General features: G+C 69.0%; 21 protein-coding genes and 2 tRNA genes. 12 read left to right on the plus strand and 11 right to left on the minus strand.

The window, feature by feature from the left end; all coding sequences use genetic code 11:
- The first annotated feature begins 57 nt into the window (after positions 1-57).
- Positions 58-708 (plus strand): NAD(P)H oxidoreductase, encoded by a 651-nt coding sequence (locus AB0B28_RS16285; RefSeq protein WP_360121551.1) that lies wholly within the window; start codon positions 58-60, stop codon positions 706-708.
- A gap of 10 nt (positions 709-718) precedes the next feature.
- On the opposite strand, the gene AB0B28_RS16290 is transcribed toward AB0B28_RS16285, so the two are convergent.
- Positions 719-904, minus strand: coding sequence for a hypothetical protein (locus tag AB0B28_RS16290; RefSeq protein ID WP_360121553.1), 186 nt, complete (start codon positions 902-904; stop codon positions 719-721).
- Positions 905-989: 85 nt separating this feature from the next.
- Here AB0B28_RS16290 and AB0B28_RS16295 point away from each other — a divergent pair, with 85 nt between their 5' ends.
- A complete protein-coding gene (locus tag AB0B28_RS16295) occupies positions 990-2,636 on the plus strand; it encodes an ATP-binding cassette domain-containing protein (RefSeq protein WP_360121555.1) in 1,647 nt (548 codons plus the stop codon).
- A gap of 159 nt (positions 2,637-2,795) precedes the next feature.
- On the opposite strand, the gene AB0B28_RS16300 is transcribed toward AB0B28_RS16295, so the two are convergent.
- Both AB0B28_RS16300 and AB0B28_RS16305 read right to left on the minus strand, forming a co-directional pair.
- On the minus strand, positions 2,796-3,623 hold the full coding sequence (locus AB0B28_RS16300; protein ID WP_360121557.1) for an HAD family hydrolase: 828 nt from the start codon (positions 3,621-3,623) through the stop codon (positions 2,796-2,798).
- Between the two features lie 55 nt (positions 3,624-3,678).
- Positions 3,679-4,524, minus strand: a complete 846-nt coding sequence (locus AB0B28_RS16305) for an HAD family hydrolase (protein WP_360121559.1) — start codon at positions 4,522-4,524, stop codon at positions 3,679-3,681.
- A 131-nt stretch (positions 4,525-4,655) separates the two neighbouring features.
- On the opposite strand from AB0B28_RS16305, the gene AB0B28_RS16310 reads away from it, so the two are divergent.
- Positions 4,656-5,021 carry a DUF488 family protein gene (locus tag AB0B28_RS16310; protein ID WP_360121561.1) on the plus strand — a complete coding sequence of 122 codons (366 nt, stop codon included), beginning with the start codon at positions 4,656-4,658 and terminating at the stop codon, positions 5,019-5,021.
- A 393-nt stretch (positions 5,022-5,414) separates the two neighbouring features.
- On the opposite strand, the gene serS is transcribed toward AB0B28_RS16310, so the two are convergent.
- The gene (gene serS, locus AB0B28_RS16315; RefSeq protein WP_360121562.1) at positions 5,415-6,674 is read right to left on the minus strand and encodes a serine--tRNA ligase; all 1,260 of its coding nucleotides are present in this window, start codon (positions 6,672-6,674) and stop codon (positions 5,415-5,417) included.
- 60 nt (positions 6,675-6,734) lie between these two features.
- Between serS and AB0B28_RS16320 the strand changes: the two genes are divergently transcribed.
- The 5 genes from AB0B28_RS16320 (at position 6,735) to AB0B28_RS16340 (ending at position 10,518) form a co-directional block, all read left to right on the plus strand.
- Complete coding sequence (locus AB0B28_RS16320; RefSeq protein WP_360121713.1) at positions 6,735-7,082, plus strand: metallopeptidase family protein; 348 nt, start codon at positions 6,735-6,737, stop codon at positions 7,080-7,082.
- 282 nt (positions 7,083-7,364) lie between these two features.
- Positions 7,365-7,760: a TOBE domain-containing protein gene (locus AB0B28_RS16325; protein WP_360121564.1), complete on the plus strand. Its 396-nt coding sequence runs from the start codon at positions 7,365-7,367 to the stop codon at positions 7,758-7,760.
- 65 nt (positions 7,761-7,825) lie between these two features.
- Positions 7,826-8,599 carry a molybdate ABC transporter substrate-binding protein gene (modA, locus tag AB0B28_RS16330; RefSeq protein WP_360121566.1) on the plus strand — a complete coding sequence of 258 codons (774 nt, stop codon included), beginning with the start codon at positions 7,826-7,828 and terminating at the stop codon, positions 8,597-8,599.
- A 15-nt stretch (positions 8,600-8,614) separates the two neighbouring features.
- Positions 8,615-9,418: an ABC transporter permease gene (locus AB0B28_RS16335; RefSeq protein WP_360121568.1), complete on the plus strand. Its 804-nt coding sequence runs from the start codon at positions 8,615-8,617 to the stop codon at positions 9,416-9,418.
- Entirely contained in the window at positions 9,400-10,518 is a 1,119-nt protein-coding gene (locus AB0B28_RS16340) for an ABC transporter ATP-binding protein (RefSeq protein WP_360121714.1), read from the plus strand. The genes AB0B28_RS16335 and AB0B28_RS16340 overlap by 19 nt, the downstream gene beginning before the upstream one ends.
- 71 nt (positions 10,519-10,589) lie before the next feature.
- On the opposite strand, the gene AB0B28_RS16345 is transcribed toward AB0B28_RS16340, so the two are convergent.
- From AB0B28_RS16345 to pheA, 4 genes are all read right to left on the minus strand, one after another.
- Positions 10,590-11,849, minus strand: a complete 1,260-nt coding sequence (locus AB0B28_RS16345) for an MFS transporter (RefSeq protein ID WP_360121570.1) — start codon at positions 11,847-11,849, stop codon at positions 10,590-10,592.
- Positions 11,850-11,959: 110 nt separating this feature from the next.
- The gene (locus AB0B28_RS16350) at positions 11,960-12,652 is read right to left on the minus strand and encodes a helix-turn-helix domain-containing protein (RefSeq protein ID WP_360121571.1); all 693 of its coding nucleotides are present in this window, start codon (positions 12,650-12,652) and stop codon (positions 11,960-11,962) included.
- Between the two features lie 47 nt (positions 12,653-12,699).
- On the minus strand, positions 12,700-13,359 hold the full coding sequence (locus AB0B28_RS16355) for a GPP34 family phosphoprotein (RefSeq protein ID WP_360121573.1): 660 nt from the start codon (positions 13,357-13,359) through the stop codon (positions 12,700-12,702).
- Between the two features lie 17 nt (positions 13,360-13,376).
- Positions 13,377-14,297 carry a prephenate dehydratase gene (pheA, locus tag AB0B28_RS16360; protein WP_360121575.1) on the minus strand — a complete coding sequence of 307 codons (921 nt, stop codon included), beginning with the start codon at positions 14,295-14,297 and terminating at the stop codon, positions 13,377-13,379.
- Positions 14,298-14,512: 215 nt separating this feature from the next.
- Between pheA and AB0B28_RS16365 the strand changes: the two genes are divergently transcribed.
- Positions 14,513-14,585 (plus strand) — tRNA-Glu (locus AB0B28_RS16365).
- 90 nt (positions 14,586-14,675) lie between these two features.
- Positions 14,676-14,750: transfer RNA gene (locus AB0B28_RS16370), tRNA-Asp, on the plus strand.
- A 160-nt stretch (positions 14,751-14,910) separates the two neighbouring features.
- On the opposite strand, the gene AB0B28_RS16375 is transcribed toward AB0B28_RS16370, so the two are convergent.
- Genes AB0B28_RS16375 through AB0B28_RS16385 form a run of 3 tightly spaced genes read right to left on the minus strand, consistent with a single transcriptional unit; the run spans position 14,911 to position 17,208 of the window.
- Positions 14,911-15,387, minus strand: a complete 477-nt coding sequence (locus tag AB0B28_RS16375; protein WP_360121577.1) for a hypothetical protein — start codon at positions 15,385-15,387, stop codon at positions 14,911-14,913.
- 52 nt (positions 15,388-15,439) lie between these two features.
- The gene (locus AB0B28_RS16380) at positions 15,440-15,922 is read right to left on the minus strand and encodes an SAM-dependent methyltransferase (protein ID WP_360121579.1); all 483 of its coding nucleotides are present in this window, start codon (positions 15,920-15,922) and stop codon (positions 15,440-15,442) included.
- A 17-nt stretch (positions 15,923-15,939) separates the two neighbouring features.
- Entirely contained in the window at positions 15,940-17,208 is a 1,269-nt protein-coding gene (locus AB0B28_RS16385; protein WP_360121581.1) for a helix-turn-helix transcriptional regulator, read from the minus strand.
- 98 nt (positions 17,209-17,306) lie between these two features.
- Here AB0B28_RS16385 and AB0B28_RS16390 point away from each other — a divergent pair, with 98 nt between their 5' ends.
- Positions 17,307-17,618, plus strand: coding sequence for a hypothetical protein (locus AB0B28_RS16390; protein ID WP_360121583.1), 312 nt, complete (start codon positions 17,307-17,309; stop codon positions 17,616-17,618).
- Entirely contained in the window at positions 17,615-17,920 is a 306-nt protein-coding gene (locus tag AB0B28_RS16395) for a hypothetical protein (protein ID WP_360121585.1), read from the plus strand. The genes AB0B28_RS16390 and AB0B28_RS16395 overlap by 4 nt, the downstream gene beginning before the upstream one ends.
- The last annotated feature ends 142 nt before the right edge of the window (positions 17,921-18,062 follow it).

Consider the following 18,062-nt stretch of genomic DNA (forward strand, 5'->3'; position numbering starts at 1 on the left):
CATCGTGCGTCCACACGTTCGGCGGTGTACTGGGAGCAACCCGCCAAGGAGGCACCAATGACCGCACCGACCGCTCTCGTCGTCGTCTCGCACCACCGACCCGACTCACTCACAGTCCACATCGGAGACCAGGTCGCGGCCCGACTCAAGGCCGCCGGATACGAGATCGACCTGATCGACCTACGCGCAGAAGGCTTCGACCCGCGCATGACCGAGGCCGACCAGCCCGACTGGAACGACCGCGACAAGGTCTACTCGCCCGAAGTGCAGTCCCATATGGACCGCATCCTGGCCGCGGACGTGATCGTCCCGGTCTTCCCCGTCTACTGGAACTCGGCCCCCGCGCTGCTCAAAGGCTGGATCGACCGGGTCTGGAACTACGGTTTCGCCTACGGCCGCAGCAGACCCCGCCTGGCCGGGAAGCGGATGCTGTGGCTGGGCCTGGCCGGAGCGAACGAGGGCGACGACTTCTCGGTGTGGATGCGGGAGACGCTCGATCGCGTGCTGCGCGAAGGGATCTCGTTCTACAACGGGATCACCGACTCCGCCGTGGAGATCCTCTTCGACGCAGAAGGGGAACCCCAGTACGTGGACGCGAACGGGAACTTCACCAAGGGCGAGCCGCTCACCGGGGACCAGAGGGCCGCCCACTACGCCGAGATGGACCGCCTCGCGGCCGGGCACGTCGAGAAGTTCCTGGCGCTGTGACCGGAGGGGCTCACCATCGCGCTGCGGCCCAACCGATCCCAGCCAGCAGCGCGATGAGTCCGAAGAACACGTAGATCGCCAATTCGACCCAGTCGCTGGCCGTCAGGCTCCTCCAGAAGCCCTTCTCCGGGTCGCGCTTGCCCGGGGAAGGACCGCCGGGCGGCTCGGGTCCGCTCTGGTCAGGGGTGTGGTTCATGGTTCCAGCGTAAGCAGCGATTTCGGGCGCGCACACCGACCCAAATGCCTTTGACGCAGCGCACTCGGCCGCCCAGAATCGGCGCATGGGATTCGTTGACCTCTCCGGCGTGCGGTATGGCCTCTCGGACGGCACCACTTTGTTCTCGGACGTGTCGTTCCGTGTCGGCGACGGTGCGAAGGTCGCGCTCATCGGCGCGAACGGCACCGGCAAGACCACGCTGCTGAACATCGTCACCGGGGTGCTCACCCCCGATTCGGGGACCGTGTCGCACTCGGGCGGGCTCGGGGTGATGCGTCAGCTGGTGGGCATGCGGGAGGGCCTGCGGCCGCTGCGCGAGCTCGCGGTCGACCTCGCGCCGCCGCCGGTGCGGGCGGTCGCTGCGCGTCTGGCCAAGGCCGAGCGGCGCATCGACGAGGGCGGCGGCGAGAAGGCGCAGCTGGCGTACGCGCAGGCGCTCGCCGATTGGGGCGAGGCCGGCGGCTACGAGTTCGACGTGCTGTGCGACACCGTGGCGGTCGCGATCCTGGGCCGCCCTTGGGAAGAGGTCAAGGACCGGCCGCTGCGCACGCTCTCGGGCGGGGAGCAGAAACGGTTCGCGCTGCAACTGCTGCTTCAGGGGCGCGACGAGGTGCTGGTGCTCGACGAGCCGGACAACTTCCTCGACGTGCCCGCCAAACGCGAGCTGGAGGACGCGATCCGCACCTCCCCCAAGTCGATCCTGTTCGTCTCGCACGACAGGGAAGTGCTCGCCAACGCCGCAGAGTCCATTGTGACCCTGGAGGCGGGGACGACGTGGACGCACGGCGGCGGGTTCGCCTCCTGGCACGACGCGCGGGTGGCGCGGCACGAGCGGTTCGAGGAGCTACGCCGCCGCTGGGACGAGGAGCACCACAAGCTGCGCGAGCTGATGCTCATGTACAAGAACAAGGCCGCGTTCAACTCCGACATGGCCTCGCGCTACCGGGCCGCGCAGACGCGGCTGCGCAAGTTCGAGGAGGCCGGGCCGCCGCCCGCCCCGCCCAGGGAGCAGGACATCCGCGTCAAGCTCGCGGGCGGGCGCACCGGCAAGCGGGCCGTGATCTGCGAGCAACTCGAACTGGAGGACTTGACCTTCCCGTTCGATCTCGAAGTCTGGTACGGCGACCGGGTGGCCGTGCTCGGCGCGAACGGCACCGGCAAGAGCCACTTCCTGCGCCTGCTCGCCCAGGGCGGCACCGACCCCGAGCACCCCGTAGCGGCCGGACGCAAACTCGACGCGGTGCGGCACAGCGGGATCGCACGCCTGGGCGCGCGCGTCGAGCCCGGACACTTCTCGCAGACGCACGAGCATCCGGAATTCGACGGGCGCACGCTGCGCGAGATCCTTTGGGAGGGCGACGAGTCCCGGCCCTCGCTCGACCGGTCGGCGGCCATGAGCGCACTGAACCGCTACGAACTCACAGGACAGTCCGAACAGGACTTCAAGACGCTCTCGGGCGGCCAGCAGGCCCGCTTCATGGTGCTCGTCCTGGAGCTGTCGGGCGCGACCTGCCTGCTCTTGGACGAGCCGACCGACAACCTCGACCTGGCCAGCGCCGAAGCGCTCGAACAGGGCCTGGCGGCCTTCGAGGGCACCGTCCTGGCGGTCACGCACGACCGCTGGTTCACGCGCGGCTTCGACCGGTTCGTGGTCTTCGGCGGCGACGGCGAGGTCACCGAGTCGGACGAACCGGTCTGGGACGTGCGTTAGGCGGTGTTGACGAACTCGCGGCGAGTCGGTATCGGAGTCCATTCGTTCGCTCGTGAGGCGGAAGGCCTTTCGAATACCGGTGTTGTATTCGGGAGGCCGACAACGAAGCGAGCGGGCGAATGGGCCCGATAGCGGCCGGCGGGGGTTCGTCAACACCGCCTAAACGAGGTCGAGGAGTTCCTCGAGGTACTGGGCGACGCCGTCGTCGTTGTTGCCCGCGGGGGCGATCTCGGTGGCGGCGGTCTGGACCCACGGGTGCCCGTTGGGCATCGCGACCGAGTGCCCGGCGGCGCGGATCATCGACAGGTCGTTGGTGGCGTCGCCGAACACGAGCACGTCGGACCAGTCGATGCCGAACTTGTCGAGCACGACCTGGATCCCGGCGGCCTTGGTGACCCCCACGGGGCACACTTCGAGCATCCCGACGCCCGATTCGGTGACGGTGACGAGGTCCTCGTCCACCACGTCCTGGGCGGCCACGAGCAGCTCGGGGCCGGTGTGGTGGTCGGACACGAAGTAGCCCTTGACCATCGGACCGGTGAACGCGACCTCGCGGGGCGCGGCCTCCAATGTGACTGCGGGCCAGGGCCAGTCGGGCATCGGGTCGCCGGTGATGTTCCGCGCCGGGTCGGCCGGTTCGGCGAGCGCGCGCAGCGGACCCACTTCGGCCTCAACGAGGTTGAGCGCCCGCAGGAGCACCTCACCGTCCACTGAGCGGTCGGCGAGTTCGACCACGGTGTCGTCGTAGCGGCATTCGTACACGAACGCGCCCTGGCCGAGGACGAGGAAGTCCGCCGAGGGGATGTCGTTGCGGCACAAGTCGAGCAGGCGCGGGCCGCGGCCGGTGGCGCCGACGAGGATGACCCCGGCGGCGGCGAGGCGCTTGAGCGCGGCCATCGTGCGCGGGGACACCGATTCGTCGGAGCGGACCACGGTGCCGTCGAGATCGGTGGCGACGAGCCTGGGGGCCTTGGTCAGTTGGATCATTCGTCCTCCTCGATAGTCCGCCGCCGCACCGTGTACCGATGGGGCCCTTGTGGTCTCAGAACCAGCGTGCCAGTACCTTTGCCACGCCGTCCTCCCACACCGAGGGCGCCACCTCGTCCGCGGCGGCCCGGACCTCGGGAGCCGCCTGGCCCATCGCGACCGAATGACCGGCCCACGCGAACATGGTCAGGTCATTGTGGGCGTCGCCGAAGACGACGGTGTCGGCCGATGATACGCCGTAGTACTCGGCGATGCGGGCGATGCCGGTGGCCTTGCTGACCCCGGGCGGGCCGATGTCGACCCAGCCGTTGTAGCCGACCTCGACGTGGTACGCCGCCGGGTCGAGCGCGGCCCGCTCGGCCAGGCGCAGCGCGTGCGGGCAGCGGTCGGCGCTGCCGTAGCGGTTGTCCGAGTCCACCCGGGCCACGATCCGCACCGCGGGCCGGTCGTAGATCTCGTCGATTTCGAGCACGCCGCCCCACTTCGCGTGAAGGTCGCGCTTGAAGTTCGCGGTGTGCCACCATCCGTCGAGCCCGCGGGCCACCGCGAACTGCACGTCCGGCTCGGCCGCGAGGAACGCCTCGACGGCGGGCCGGGTCGCGACCGCGGCCTCGTGGGTGATCTCGCCGCTGGCCAGGTCGAACTCGTCGGCGCCGTGGTTGGAGGACGCGAAGCCGTCGTCGAGGCCCAGTTCACGGGCGGTGCGCACCGCGCCCCACATGGCTCTCCCGGTGACCACGGCGACCGGCACGCCCGCGTCGCGCACGGCGCGGATCGCGTCGATCACCGCCTTGGACGGGGTCGTGGCCTGCTGGTCGTGGTAGTCGACGACGGTGCCGTCGAGGTCTACGGCGACGAGCTTCGGGGGCGTCTGGCGGAGCGAGGGGGCGATGTCGGGCACACCCCAACCGTAGCGCCGCCGAGGTGAACGGCAGGGGACCGAGCGGCTGAACTCACGCCGCCGCCCGAATGACGAGCTGCAATCACACCAAACCCACCCAACGGGGCCGGGCACGGCATTACGGTTCGTCCATGGGCGAGATCACGATCGAACGCGTCTACGACTACCGCAAGGACCCCGAGCGGTCCGGGGCGGTGTTCCTGGTCGACCGGCTCTGGCCCCGCGGGGTCAGCAAGGAGGACCTCGACGGGGTCACCTGGGCGCAGGACGCGGCGCCGTCACCGAACCTGCGCATCTGGTTCGGCCACCAGGCCGACCGGTTCGAGGAGTTCACAGGCCGCTACAAAAGCGAGCTCGACGGACACCCCGAACGCGCCGAACCCATCCTGGAGGAGGCCCGAAAAGGCCCGGTAACCCTCCTCTACGCCGCCAAGGACACCGAGGTCAACCACGCACTGGTCCTCAAAGCCTGGCTCGAAGAACACGAAGGCGACTAAGAAAAGCGGCCCCGAGGCACGGCCGGAACAACTGTGTTCGAACCGGCCTTGTCGGACCCCTGTGTCAGGGTAATGACCGGGGGCCCACCGGAACCGCTCTCGTGGTCGCCGCGCGCCCGAAAACCGGCGCACACCGCTGTTCGAACAGGGCACTGTCGGACCCATCTGTCAGGGTATTTCCCGGGGGCCCAGCGAAACGCCTCCATAAGAACTGCGCTGCGCCCAAAAACCGGCCCCGGGCCCTGTTCGAAACGGCATTGTCGTACCCACCTGTCAGGGTATTGACCGGGGGCCCACGCGAACGCCTCCATAAGAACTGCCGCGCGCCCTGAAACGGCCCGACAGACCGCTGCGGCCCGCCGATCCGAGGATCGGCGGGCCGCAGCCATTCGTCTACTTCTTCGGTTCGATGACGTCCTTGCCCAGGTACGGCTGGAGCGCCTTCGGCACCGCGAGCGACCCGTCCGGGCGCTGGTGGTTCTCCAGGATCGCCACGAGCCAGCGCGTGGTCGTCAACGTCCCGTTGAGGGTCGCCGCGACCGCGTTGCGGCCCTGCTCGTCGCGGTACTTCACGTTCAGGCGCCGTGCCTGGAAGGTGGTGCAGTTCGAAGTCGAGGTCAGCTCGCGGTAGCGACCTTGGGTGGGCACCCAGGCCTCGCAGTCGAACTTGCGGGCCGCCGAGGTGCCGAGGTCGCCCGCGGCCACGTCGATCACCCGGTAGGGCAGCTCCATCTTCTGCAGCATCTGCTCCTCATAGGACAGCAGCTTCTCGTGCTCGGCCGCGGCGTCCTCGGGCCGGCAGAACGAGAACATCTCGACCTTGTCGAACTGGTGGACGCGGATGATGCCCTTGGTGTCCTTGCCGTACGAGCCGGCCTCGCGGCGGAAGCACGAGGACCAGCCCGCGTACCGGCGCGGCGCCTCGAGCTCGCCGAGGTTCTCCCCCGCGTGGTAGGCCGCGAGCGGCACCTCGGAGGTGCCCACGAGGTAGAGGTCGTCGCGTTCAAGGTAGTAGATCTCGTCGGCGTGCTCTCCGAGGAAACCGGTGCCCTCCATGGCGTCCGGGCGCACCAGCACCGGCGGGATCATCGGCGTGAAGCCGGTCTCGACGGCCTGCTGGATGGCGAGGTTGAGCATCGCGAGCTGGAGCATCGCGCCGTCGCCGGTCAGGTAGTAGAAGCGCGCGCCGGAGGTCTTCGCGCCGCGCTCGGTGTCGAGGAGGCCGAGGCTGGTGCCGATCTCCAGGTGGTCGCGGGCCTCGGGGATGTCGGGGATCTCGCCGACCTCGCGGAGGACGATGTAGTCGTCCTCGCCGCCGGCCGGGGCGGCCTCGGCGACCAGGTTCGGGATGGCCCTGCCCGCGGCGTCGAAGGCCGCGGCCGATTCGGTGACGCGCGCTTCGGCGGCCTTGACCTCGTCGGAGAGGGTCTTGGTGCGTTCGAGCAGGGCGCGCTTCTCATCGGGCTCGGCGCCGGCGATCTTCTTGCCGAGGCCTTTCTGCTCGGCGCGCAGGGACTCGAAGGACTGGAGGGCACTGCGGTGGTCGGCGTCGGCGGAGAGGAGGGCGTCGACGGCATCGGCGGACGCGCCCCTCTTGCGCTGGCTGTCGCGGTAGGCGTCCGGGTTCTCTCGCAGTGCACGCAGATCGATCACGCCCACCAGATTACCGGCCGGGCCGCGGCGGGGCCGAGCGCATATTGTGGGCGTGTGGCGGTGGAGATGGACCAGGCGGACTTCGAGGCGGCCGTGTCGGACGCGCTCGACTCGGTTCCGGCCGAGCTGATGGCGATGCTCGACAATGTGGTGATCCTCGTGGAGGAGGAGCCGGACGGCCCGGAGAAGGAGCTGCTCGGGCTGTATCAGGGGACGGCGCTGACCGATCGCGGTTGGGAGTACGGCGGGGTCCTGCCGGACACGATCACGATCTATCGCGGGCCGACGCTGCGCATGTGCGCGACGCCCGAGGAGGTGGTCGAGGAGGTCGCGGTGACGGTGGTGCACGAGATCGCCCACCACTTCGGCATCGAGGAAGCCCGGCTGCACCAGCTCGGGTGGGGTTGAGCGGCCGGTTTTCGGGCGCGGGGCGGCCACGGGAGCAGGTTCGCTGGGCCCCCGGGAAATACCCTGACAGATGGGTCCGACAGTGCCCTGTTCGAACAGCGGTGTGCGCCGGTTTTCGGGCGCGCGGCGACCACGAGAGCGGTCCCGGTGGGCCCCCGGGAAATACCCTGACACGGGGGTCCGACATTCCCTGTGCATCCGCGAGGAGGATCGAGCCATCGTTGTGCAAATACGAGGTTGATTCGGTAGTGAGGCTCGCAGATTCGAGATTAGGATCAGATGGTGACGACGTTTCGTATCGGGGAGGCCGCCGAGTTGCTCGGGGTTTCCGCTGACACGCTTCGGCGGTGGATCGACGGCGGCAGGTTGGCCGCCGAGCGCGATGAGCATGGGCACCGGGTGATCACCGGGGCCGATCTCGCCGCGTTCGCGCGGGACCGGGCCGCCGCTCCCGATTCGGGGGCCGGCTCCTCGTCGGCGCGCAACCGGCTGCGGGGCATCGTCACCGCGATCGTCAAGGACCAGGTGATGGCCCAGGTCGACGTCCAGGTCGGGCCGTTCAGGGTCGTGTCCCTGATGAGCCGTGAGGCCGTGGACGAGCTCGGGCTCGAAGTCGGTTCCCTGGCGACCGCGGTCGTCAAGTCCACCAACGTCGTGGTCGAACGCCCCGACCGCTGACCGCCCCGACCGGAGCGACGCCCGACACCGCCGTCCGGGCGCGCCCTCGAATCATTGGAGTCGCCATGCGCGCCAAGGCCTTCCTGACCGCCGCCGCGGTCCTCGCCCTCGCACCCCTCGCCGCCTGCGGCGACGGCGGGGACGACACGTCCAGCGGCGAAGCGCCCACCACCCTGACCGTGTTCGCCGCCGCCTCGCTCACCGAGGCCTTCACCGAGATCGGCGAGCAGTTCGAGGCCGAGCACGACGGCGTGACCGTCGAGTTCAACTTCGCCGCCTCCTCCGACCTCGCCGCCCAGATCACCGAAGGCGCGCCCGCCGACGTGTTCGCCTCCGCCGACGAGAAGAACATGGACAAGGTCGTCGAAGCCGGCGCCGCCGAGGACCCGCAGACGTTCGCGCTCAACCAGCTCGTGATCGCCGTCCCCGAGGGCAACCCCGACGGCGTCACCGGCCTGGCCGATCTCGCCGGGCTCGACTTCGCCGCCTGCGCCCCCGAGGTCCCCTGCGGCACCGCCGCCCAGACCTCCATCGACACCGCCGCGCTCGACCTCACCCCCGTCACCTACGAGGCCGACGTCAAGTCCACCCTCCAGAAGCTCGTCCTCGGCGAGGTCGACGCCGCGCTCGTCTACCGCACCGACGCGATCGCCGCCGAAGGCGACGTGGACGCCGTCGAGTACCCCGAGTCCTCCTCGGCCCAGAACACCTACCCGATCACCGCCCTCGCCGAGGCCCCGAACTCAGACCTCGCCATCGAGTTCGCGAAGTTCGTGCTCGGCGACCAAGCCCAGGCCGTGCTCGAAGCCGCCGGATTCCAAGACCCGCAGGCGCAGTAGACGATGATGGACGCCATGCCCGCCAAACGGACCCGTCAGCGCCGCCGCATCCCGGTCGCACTGCTCGTGCCCGCCATGGCGGGCCTGGCGTTCCTCATCCTCCCGCTCGCAGGGCTCCTCATCCGCACCCCGTGGGCCCAACTCCCCTCCCGCCTCGCCGAACCGGCGATGCTCGAAGCCCTGCGCCTGTCCCTGGTCACCTCCACCGCCGCCACCGCGCTCTCGCTCGTGTTCGGCGTCCCCATCGCCTGGCTCCTCGCCCGCGGCGACTTCCCCGGCCGCAGCCTCATCCGTGCCCTGGTCACCGTCCCGCTCGTCCTCCCGCCCGTCGTCGGCGGCGTGGCGCTGCTGCTCGTCTTCGGCCGAGGCGGCCTGGTCGGCGCCTGGCTCCACGAGCGCTTCGACATCACCATCCCCTTCACCACCACCGCCGTGGTACTGGCGATGACGTTCGTGTCCATGCCCTTCCTCATCGTCTCCGTCGAAGGGTCCCTGCGCGGCGCCGACGCGAGGTTCGAAGAGGCCGCCGCGACCCTCGGAGCCGGACGCTGGACCGTGTTCACCCACGTCACGCTCCCGATGATCGCCCCAGGGGTGCTCGCCGGAGCGGTCCTGTGCTGGGCCCGCGCGCTCGGCGAGTTCGGCGCCACGATCACGTTCGCCGGCAACTTCCCCGGCCGCACCCAGACCATGCCGCTGGCGGTCTACCTCGCGCTCCAAACCGATCTGGAGGCCGCGATCGTCCTCAGCCTCATCCTTCTCGCCGTGTCGGTGATCGTCCTCGCGTCCCTGCGCGACCGCTGGACGGCCGCGCCGTGACCGCCGGACTCGACGCGCACCTCGTGGTCGACCGCGGCGCCTTCCGCCTCGACCTGCGCCTGAACGTGGCCCCCGGCGAGACCGTGGCCCTCCTGGGCCCCAACGGCGCCGGGAAGACCACCGGCCTGCGGGCCCTCGCCGGGCTCGAAGCGCTCACCGCAGGCCACGTGTCCCTCGACGGCCGCCCCCTCGACCGCGTCCCACCCGAAAGGCGCCGCATCGGCGTCGTGTTCCAGGACTATCTCCTGTTCCCGCACCTCAACGCGGTCGACAACGTCGCGTTCGGGCCGAGGCGCCAAGGCCGCTCCCGCCACGAGGCCCGCACGATCGCAACCAACTGGCTCGAACGGGTCGGCCTGGGCGACTTCACCAAAAGGCGTCCCAGCCAGCTCTCCGGCGGCCAGGCCCAGCGCGTGGCACTCGCCCGGGCGCTCGCCACCGACCCCGCGCTGCTCCTGTTGGACGAGCCGCTCGCGGCCCTGGACGCGCGCACCCGCCTCGACACCCGCGCCGAACTCCACCGCCACCTCGCCGGACACCCCGGGGCCGTCGTCCTGGTGACCCACGACCCGGTGGACGCCCTGATGCTCGCCGACCGGCTCGTCGTGGTCGAAGACGGTGCGGCCGTGCAAGAAGGCGACGGCGAATCGGTGACCGCCCGGCCCCGCACCGACTACATCGCGCGTCTGGTGGGCCTGAACCTCTACCGCGGCAACGCGTCCGGCACCACGCTGCGCCTGCCCTCGGGGACGACGCTGGAGACCGGCGAGGCGCTCCGGGGCGAGGCCTTCGCCGCGTTCGCGCCCAGCGCGGTCGCCCTCTACCGCGAGCGCCCGGACGGGAGCCCGCGCAACACCTGGCGCGCGACGGTCTCGGGCGTCCACCGCCACGGCGACCACCTGCGCGTCCAGCTCGACGGCTCCCTCAGGGCCGCCGCCGACGTGACCCCGGCCGGCGCGGCCCGCCTCGGTCTCGAACCGGGGCAACAGGTCTGGGCAGCAGTGAAGGCCACGGAGATCCGGGCTTATCCGGCGTTACTCCGTGGCCTTCGTGACCTTGTGGCGCTTTCGACCTGGCGGCCCTGGGCCACTCGGTCCTGATGTCGTTCTACTCTCCACCGCGATCCTATACGATATATCCTATAGGATATACGGTTCGGCGCCGGGGTGCCTCAGGCGGCGGTGACCAGCGCGGCGCCGGTCGGGGAGGCGGACTGGACCTCTTCGGCCCGGGCGGCCTTGCGGATGACCGGGAGGCAGGCGATGACGATCGCGATGGAGACGAGGCCGATCACGATGAACGCGGCCTGGATCGGCATGACCGTGGACATCGCGCCGCCGAGGAGGAAGCCGATGAGCTGGGCGGCGTTGACGCGGCCGTTGACGGCGGCGTTGGCGCGGCCCCGGAAGGCCTCGGGGACTCGGCGGGCGACCGCCATGCCCATCGCGGCGTTCTCACCTGCGTTGAAGATCCCGCCAATGAAGTTGAGCGGCACCAGCAGCAACGCGGAGAACAGCGGCAGGCCCTGGAGGACGCAGACCAGGCCGACCCCGGCCAGGCAGGCCATGAGGAGCCAGGCGAGCTGCACGTCGCGGACCAGGCGGCGGATCGCGGCGGCCGCGATCCAGGCACCGGCGACCATACCGACGATCCAGCAGGCCTTGACCAGGCCGTAGACCCCTTCGCTGGCCCCGTGGACGTCGAGCACCAGGAAGACGCTGAGCACGTTCACCGCGCACATCGCGGCGATCACGGCGCTGAGGCCGAGGACCATCGAGCCGAGGAGCTTGTCGCCGCTGAGCTTCCAGGTCTCAGCCCGGGTCGCACCGGGAAGGGGGCGCTCGCGGCGGACGCCGCCGCGGCGGGTGCGGATGTCGCAGCACAGGAGGACGCGAAGGACGGCGCAGGTGGCGGCGATGGCGAGCGCGGCTCCCGCGCCGTGGGCGCCGATGACGAATCCGGCGACGGCCGGGCCGGTGGCGAGGCCGACGAGGGTACCGGTCTGGACCAGGGCCATCGCCCGCGGCAGATCCTCGCGCTTGGCCATGACCGGGACGAGTGCGCTCACCACCGGTTGGAGGATCGCGGTGCCGCAGGCGTTGAGGACGACCAGCGCGAAGAGCGCGTAGAGGTTGTCGGTGTAGGCCATGGCGATGATCGCGGCGGCCTGGAGGAGGCCGGAGCCCGCCATGAGGGCGCGGCTGTCGAAGCGGTCGGCCATGCGTCCGGTGAGAGGCGCGAGGACGACGAGCGGGAGGGTGGCGAAGATGATGAGGGCGGCGATGACGAGGCCGCCGTGGCCTTCGCCCTGGAGGCGGAGGGTGAGGGCGAAGTCGGCGGTGAACATGGCGGTTCCGGCGAGGAACGCGCAGATGGCGGCGGTGTGGACGTCGGACCAGCGGGTCCCGTCAGCGAAGGATGTGAAAGACATATTTCGAAGATAGTCCTTCACAACGGATTGCGAAAGAGGTTTTTCAGATTTTTTTGAAGTAGTTCTTTCATGACTTTGTGCAACCGCCCGGATTTGCGGCGGTGACGGCCTCAGATCCTGGGGAAGAGCCGGTACATCGAGTGGTAGACGATCGCGTCGCTCGGCGCGTCCCGCCCGTCGGCGATCCGCTTCCGGGTGATCTCGGCGTACTCCTCTTCGAGCTCGATGAAGCGGCGTCCGAACTCCATGGCCTCCTCCGGGGTCAACCGAAGCTTGCCGTGCTGCACCAGCGTCGCCTCCCGCACCCGCGGCTCCAGGTCGAACCGGTGGTCGAGGAAGCGTGAGAAGTTCCGCTCCTCCCTCTCCCTGAACGCCTCGCTCATGGTGCGCTCGATGACCTTGTCGCTCTCGGAGGCGTCGTCCTCGGCCGTGATGGAGAAGCTGTGCAGGGCGAGTCGCCACACCCGCTCCCGTGCGTCCCCCCGGCTCGGGGCCTCCTCGATGAAGCCCGCTTTCGCAAGGGTCCGCAGGTGGTAGCTCATCGCGCTCGGGGTCATGTCCGCGACCTCGGCGATCTCGGTGGCCGTGGCCCCGTCGAAACCCTGCACCCGCCGCATGCCGAGGAAGTCGAAGACCGCCATCCGCGCGGGGTGCGCGAGCGCCTTCATCCGCTCGGGGTCGGAGATCTTGGTGCGATTCGGGTCGTCCGGCAACAGCGTCCTCGGCGGCTCGGGCGCCACCGGGGCCACCGGCGGGACCGGCGGCACGGGGGGCTCGGGATGCGAAGCAGATGTTTCAGACATGACTCAAGTCAACCACGCCGCACGTCCGGCGTCTCCTCCCCGCCCGATCAGCTCCCCGAGGAGCTCGACGCGGCCGCCGCCGCGGCCGCGGTGACCGCAGCCATGACCGCCGCCTGGGCGGCTTGGATCGCCCCGCGGGTGGCCTCGCTCGCCCACGAGCCCTCGCTGAAGTTCTTGAGGACCTTCCGCACCTGCGACTTCTGGCGGTCGGGAAAGACGACGCGTTCCATGTTGAGGGCGTACACGATCGACCCGAGCGCCGCGGTGCGCGCGTCAGGGGCCCGGCCGAGGTCCACGGCCGACGCGAGGCGGAACCGGGCGTCGGTCTTGGCTCCGGCGGCGCCCGGAATGTAGCGGCGCAGCGGGAACAACCCGAGCACCCGGTCGTGCTGGACGCGCATAAGCCCACGCGCGGCGAGGTCGTCGAGGGCCCGCCGCTTGACGCCGCGGGCGAGGCGCTGGACCACCGCTTTGGGCTTGCGGGGCTTGTCGGCCGCCAGAGCGGCGAGGGCCGCGTCGGGAACGGCCTGGCCGATCGGAGCCCGGTCGTCCACGCTGATCTTGCCGTCGGTGAGGGAGACGCGTTCGGCGAGCACGAGTTCGAGAAGCGCGGCCCCGGCGATGCCGAATTCGAGGTGCCCGACCCGGGAGCGGCCGGTGGCGTCGTCGTAGGCGAGGAGGACGATGTCGTCGACGAGGGAGACCATGCCCACAGCCTAGAGGCTCAGCTCGCGGTGCCCCGTTCGCGCAGCACTTGGAGCCATGCGGCGGCGTCGGCGAAGTCGGCGTCGGTCAGGCCCTCGGGCGGCGGCACCGGCCGGTCGGCGTGATCCCTGGGGTAGGACCCGAGGTAACGCACGTCGGCGCAGATGCGGCGCAGGCCCTTGAGCGCCTCGCCCATGCGCGTGTCGGCGAGGTGGCCGGTGCAGTCGAGGAAGAACGCGTACCGGCCCAGGGCCTCACCGGTGGGACGCGACTCGATGCGAGTGAGGTTGATCCCGCGCGTCGCGAACTCGGTGAGCACCGCCAGCAGCGCGCCCACCCGGTCGTGGTCGATGTAGACCGCGAGCGAGGTGAGGTCGTTTCCGGTCGGCTCGGGCGGCGCGGCCGGGCGCCTGACGTGCACGAAGCGGGTCTCGGCCCGGGAGTTGTCACCGATGTCGAAGGCCTGCACGGTGAGCCCTGCGGCCTCGGCGGTGAACGGGGCGCACACGCACGCGTCGAACTCGCCCTCGACCACCCGCTGCGCGGCCTGCGCGGTCGACAGCGCCTGGTGGACGGCGGCCCTCGGCAGCTCCCGGCGCAGGAAGGCGCGGGTCTGCGCGAGCGCGTGCGGATGCGAGGCCACGGTGGCGATGTCGGCCGGGGCCTTCGCCGAGGCGAGCACGAACGTGACCGGCAGGACCGCCTCACCTGCGATGACGAGCGGATCGCCTCCCACGAGCTCGTCCACGGTGACGGTGACGGTGCCCTCCTGGGAGTTCTCCAGCGGCACGAAGCCCGCGTCGACCTCGCCGCGGCGCACGGCCTCCAGGATCTCGGGGACCGAGGCCAGCGGCGTGGCCTGCGCGCCCTTGGCCGCGGGCAGTCGGCGCAGCGCGGCCTCGGTGAACGTGCCGCGCGGTCCCAGATAGGCGAACTCCATGCGCCAACGCTAGCAAGGACGCCCGCGCACCGGCCGCGAGCAGCGCCGCGACCCCGAGGACGCTTGGAGGCATGAGACCGCGGTCTCAAAGGCGACCCACCCGGGAAGGGGTTCGCGCTGTCGCGTATGCTTGTCGAGCCCGAGCGGAATTCCGCGGTGGTAAGCCGGTGAAATGGGAATGCGACATCGCTTGTCGCGTGCCAGGATCATCGAGCGCCCCCATCGTCTAGGGGCCTAGGACGCCGCCCTTTCAAGGCGGTAACACGGGTTCGAATCCCGTTGGGGGTACGACCCAGACGCGGCACCGGTCACACGGTGAGCGCCTGGTATAAATGAAGAGGTCTTACGGCCTTGAAGAACTCGCAAGAGTTCGACCAAGGTCCCGTAGAGCAGCTAGGAGTGCTCGCCACCCTGTCAAGGTGGAGGTCGCGGGTTCAAATCCCGTCGGGACCGCAGTAAAACCCCAGCTACGGCTGGGGTTTTTGCTTTCCCCACAACACCACTCGCCCGGCCTCGACCCCGCTTCGACGCTGGACCTGGCCGTCAAGACCAGACAGTACTCGCCAGCCCCCGCCAGCACACTGTTATCTCAGTCACTCGAATGGCGTCGCAGTCAAGAGCGCTCCGACCCCTGGGGCCAGATGATCTTCACCGGGACTTCGCGAGTTCGAGCCATCGCGACCGCGTCCGCAGTGCCTCCAGTCTTCGAGGACGCTTGGCCGTCCCAGACCGCGTAGAGCACGTCGACACTTTCGATCATGAAGGTGTTCGCCTCCGCGTAGACCTGCATAGAGGATGCATCGGCGATGTACCGCGTCTCATGAGCTTGCGCGACAAGAGCATCGAAGGTCGGCAGATGGGCCTGACTGACTCGGGTGTCGCGATAGTCGGGGGCGGGGAGCAGGGCTTCGAGCCGCCCTCCCGAGTCGAGGACGGCTTGAGCGAAAATCGCGTCGGCACCCTCCGCCAGGCACGACACCCCGACCAACTCGCTCGGCTCGATCCCGGCCAGTGCGCTTTTCAGCGCCGCCCGCACCAAGTCGACGGTCGCAGGCGTCAAGTTCATATGTCCGGTGATCCCGATCCGCACGGAGCGCTCCTATCGTGACGACAACAAGGCTTGAAGCTCGGCAACCTCCGACTCAATCTTGTTGCGGTGCAAAGTAGTCGACCAACATCTCGCCGACCCAAGAAGGCTGAGCGGTTTCGCTGCGCGGCCCCATCTCCTGGAACCAAGGCTTGATGTCGAGGACCGGTGTGCCGTCCACGGCGTCGAGGTCTTCGACATGGAGGTCGAGTCCGTCGACCTTGAGGAGCTTGCAGCGGCTCACACCGAGCCAGTTGACCCGCCGCATGTTGCGGTGGCCGAACACGCCGACCTTGGGCCATTCGGGGTTGTCGCGTGCGGCTCGCGCGCCGAAGTGCAGGTCGGCGGGGTCGGTCAGGTGGAAGTAGAACACGACCTCAAGGTGGGAGAACTCGTCCAGCCCCCGAGTCGACTCCTCATCGAAGCGCGGATCGTCGATGCGGATGATCGACTTCGTGCCGCCCCAGTAATCGTCGGTGGGTTTCTCACGCCCACCGATGACGTGTGCGACCGGTCGGACGGTGAATTCCTCTGCCATGCTGCTCCTCGGGTTCGTCACTGCGAGTCTGAGAGTAGGTCGTTGGCACGCAAGCGAAGTTCCGCGACCTGGTCGCCGCCCGCTCCTTGGAAGGAATCGAGTACTTCGACCATGTTGCCGATGACCTTCCGCGTTCGGCCAGACCGGACGCCGTTCATGGCGTCGAGCGCCTGCGACCAGGTATCGCTGGCGGTCTCAAGGTCGCCGTTGCGGGCTTGAACTTCGGCGAGGTACCCGAGCGTGACGGCGTGGGTGCGCGTGAAAGTCTGCGCCTTGCGAGCCTCGACGCTCCGTTCGAACTCGCGAATCGCCCCGTCATAGTCGTTCATGTCCCGTAGCGCGGAGGCGGTCTCGTGCGCGAGCGCCGCCTCCCCGAAGAAGAAAACCCGGTCAGGTTCGGCATCGCCCGCTGAAGCTGACGCGAGATCGTCCTCAGCTTGAAGCAGGGCGCGTGACGCGGCCTGATGGTCATTGGCGGACACGAGCGCGCGGGCGTGAACGACGCCCATCAACGCGCGTTCCTTTGGCCCGGCCGCTAGATAGGAAGCGCCCTCGACTGAAGTCGAGGAGAACCGCAGCGCCTGCGAGACGTGGCCGAGGTCGTTGGCTTGGTGAGCCATTGCGCGGAGCACGTGTCCGACGAGTGCCGAGTCATCGGCTTCCGTCGCGAGTTCAACAGCTAGCGCGAAGGCGCGACGGGCTTCCTCGTGTCGGTCGTCATCGAAGGACATCCAGCCGACGAGATACGCGGCTTCGCCTGCGGCAGAGAAAAGCTGCCGTCGGACGGCATCACTGCGAAACCGTCCCGTCAAGGAGTCGAGGACGTCGGTCATCAGGTACTGCGTCAGGGCATTCCGTGCGTGCCCGCCACCATGTCGCTGGTCAGCACGAGAGAACAGCGCGGTCATGTCCCGCACCGCCGCGACATCACCGGTTCCGATGGCTCTCGGCCCGCCGATAAGACCCGTTGCGCTCGCGGCCACCGATGACGACGCCACCATCAGGAAGCTTCTTCGTTCCACCTCTGAACCCTCTACCTGCCGTATGGACCGCAACAGGTTCGGGCCGAAAGCCCCTGCGTCCTCACTCGCTCTCGCGAGATCGGCCAGTTCGGTCGTGCTTCCAAGGGCCTCGTCACACCGCTGCGCGACCTCGACGGTACCTGGGTGCTCACCGTTCTCTATCCGCCACAGATAGGTGTGGTCGAAGGATGTTCGCCGAGCTAGAGCGCGAAGCGACACCTTCCGGGCCGCTCGCAACTCCTTCAAACGCCACCCGAATTCCATGCCACCTCCTCGCGCCATGCAACAGCATGCAACGGCGGACTTCTAGCTTCCGGCACTCACGTGAGCCACGATACAAGCATGCAGAAAGGAGACCGTGAATGACCAGCATGTCAGCCTCCAGAGTGGCCCGGCCGGCTCCCCACAGCGACCTCGGTTCGTTCAACGACGGCCACACCGACTTCGCGGTCACCATGCCCGGTGAAGAAACGCTTCACGTCTACTGCGGCGGTGTTCTCGCACTCGTATTGCGGGGAGTCCGAACCAGCGTCGTCCCGTATGCCGTGTCATGGTCCGACCCCTGGCGGACATACGACGTGACATGGCGGCGTCGCTTCGTATTCGAGACGCTGATGGTCTTCCTTCGCCACGAAGCGAACCACACCGCGAGAAAGTTGGTGCCCATTCAATGAGCGACGCTTCAAAGCCCAGCCACAATCTCGGCGTCATCGGCCCCGGTGAACTTCTCCAGTTCATCGTCTTCGGCGACGACCCGAACGACCCGGACACCGTCGAAACCTGGTGCGGCGATTCAGTGAAGCTTTTGCGGATCAGCGGCCTGCGGGACCGCCGGTTCAGCTTCGGCGACTATCAAGCGGAGTGGCCTGACTGGATTGAGCCCGGCAACGGGTTCGCCCGTGTTCTCCTCTCTCACACGATTCATCGTGTGCAGCAGATCCGGCAAGCTGAGGTTCGTGATGTCGCCCGAACCTGACCCTGACCGTTGCGAAGCAGCAGGCTCGAAGCGCACCTCAGAACGGATCGGCGGTCCGCCAGCGCACGCCACCGAGTTCGAGAAAGCGCTCTGGCAGGTCCGCCACAAGTCCAACGGCGAGCTCCGTGATGAGTTCCGTGAC

It is taken from the genome of Glycomyces sp. NPDC046736, from assembly GCF_040645615.1.
Classification (GTDB): Bacteria; Actinomycetota; Actinomycetes; order Mycobacteriales; family Micromonosporaceae; genus Glycomyces.

Excerpts from the sequence above, each read along its gene's own strand:
- AB0B28_RS16285 (WP_360121551.1), top strand. The coding sequence starts at position 58 with ATGACCGCACCGACCGCTCTCGTCGTCGTCTCGCACCACCGACCCGAC.
- AB0B28_RS16290 (WP_360121553.1), bottom strand. The coding sequence starts at position 904 with ATGAACCACACCCCTGACCAGAGCGGACCCGAGCCGCCCGGCGGTCCT.
- AB0B28_RS16295 (WP_360121555.1), top strand. The coding sequence starts at position 990 with ATGGGATTCGTTGACCTCTCCGGCGTGCGGTATGGCCTCTCGGACGGC.
- AB0B28_RS16300 (WP_360121557.1), bottom strand. The coding sequence starts at position 3,623 with ATGATCCAACTGACCAAGGCCCCCAGGCTCGTCGCCACCGATCTCGAC.
- AB0B28_RS16310 (WP_360121561.1), top strand. The coding sequence starts at position 4,656 with ATGGGCGAGATCACGATCGAACGCGTCTACGACTACCGCAAGGACCCC.
- modA (WP_360121566.1), top strand. The coding sequence starts at position 7,826 with ATGCGCGCCAAGGCCTTCCTGACCGCCGCCGCGGTCCTCGCCCTCGCA.
- AB0B28_RS16335 (WP_360121568.1), top strand. The coding sequence starts at position 8,615 with ATGCCCGCCAAACGGACCCGTCAGCGCCGCCGCATCCCGGTCGCACTG.
- AB0B28_RS16345 (WP_360121570.1), bottom strand. The coding sequence starts at position 11,849 with ATGTCTTTCACATCCTTCGCTGACGGGACCCGCTGGTCCGACGTCCAC.
- AB0B28_RS16350 (WP_360121571.1), bottom strand. The coding sequence starts at position 12,652 with ATGTCTGAAACATCTGCTTCGCATCCCGAGCCCCCCGTGCCGCCGGTC.
- AB0B28_RS16355 (WP_360121573.1), bottom strand. The coding sequence starts at position 13,359 with ATGGTCTCCCTCGTCGACGACATCGTCCTCCTCGCCTACGACGACGCC.
- pheA (WP_360121575.1), bottom strand. The coding sequence starts at position 14,297 with ATGGAGTTCGCCTATCTGGGACCGCGCGGCACGTTCACCGAGGCCGCG.
- AB0B28_RS16380 (WP_360121579.1), bottom strand. The coding sequence starts at position 15,922 with ATGGCAGAGGAATTCACCGTCCGACCGGTCGCACACGTCATCGGTGGG.
- AB0B28_RS16385 (WP_360121581.1), bottom strand. The coding sequence starts at position 17,208 with ATGGAATTCGGGTGGCGTTTGAAGGAGTTGCGAGCGGCCCGGAAGGTG.
- AB0B28_RS16390 (WP_360121583.1), top strand. The coding sequence starts at position 17,307 with ATGACCAGCATGTCAGCCTCCAGAGTGGCCCGGCCGGCTCCCCACAGC.
- AB0B28_RS16395 (WP_360121585.1), top strand. The coding sequence starts at position 17,615 with ATGAGCGACGCTTCAAAGCCCAGCCACAATCTCGGCGTCATCGGCCCC.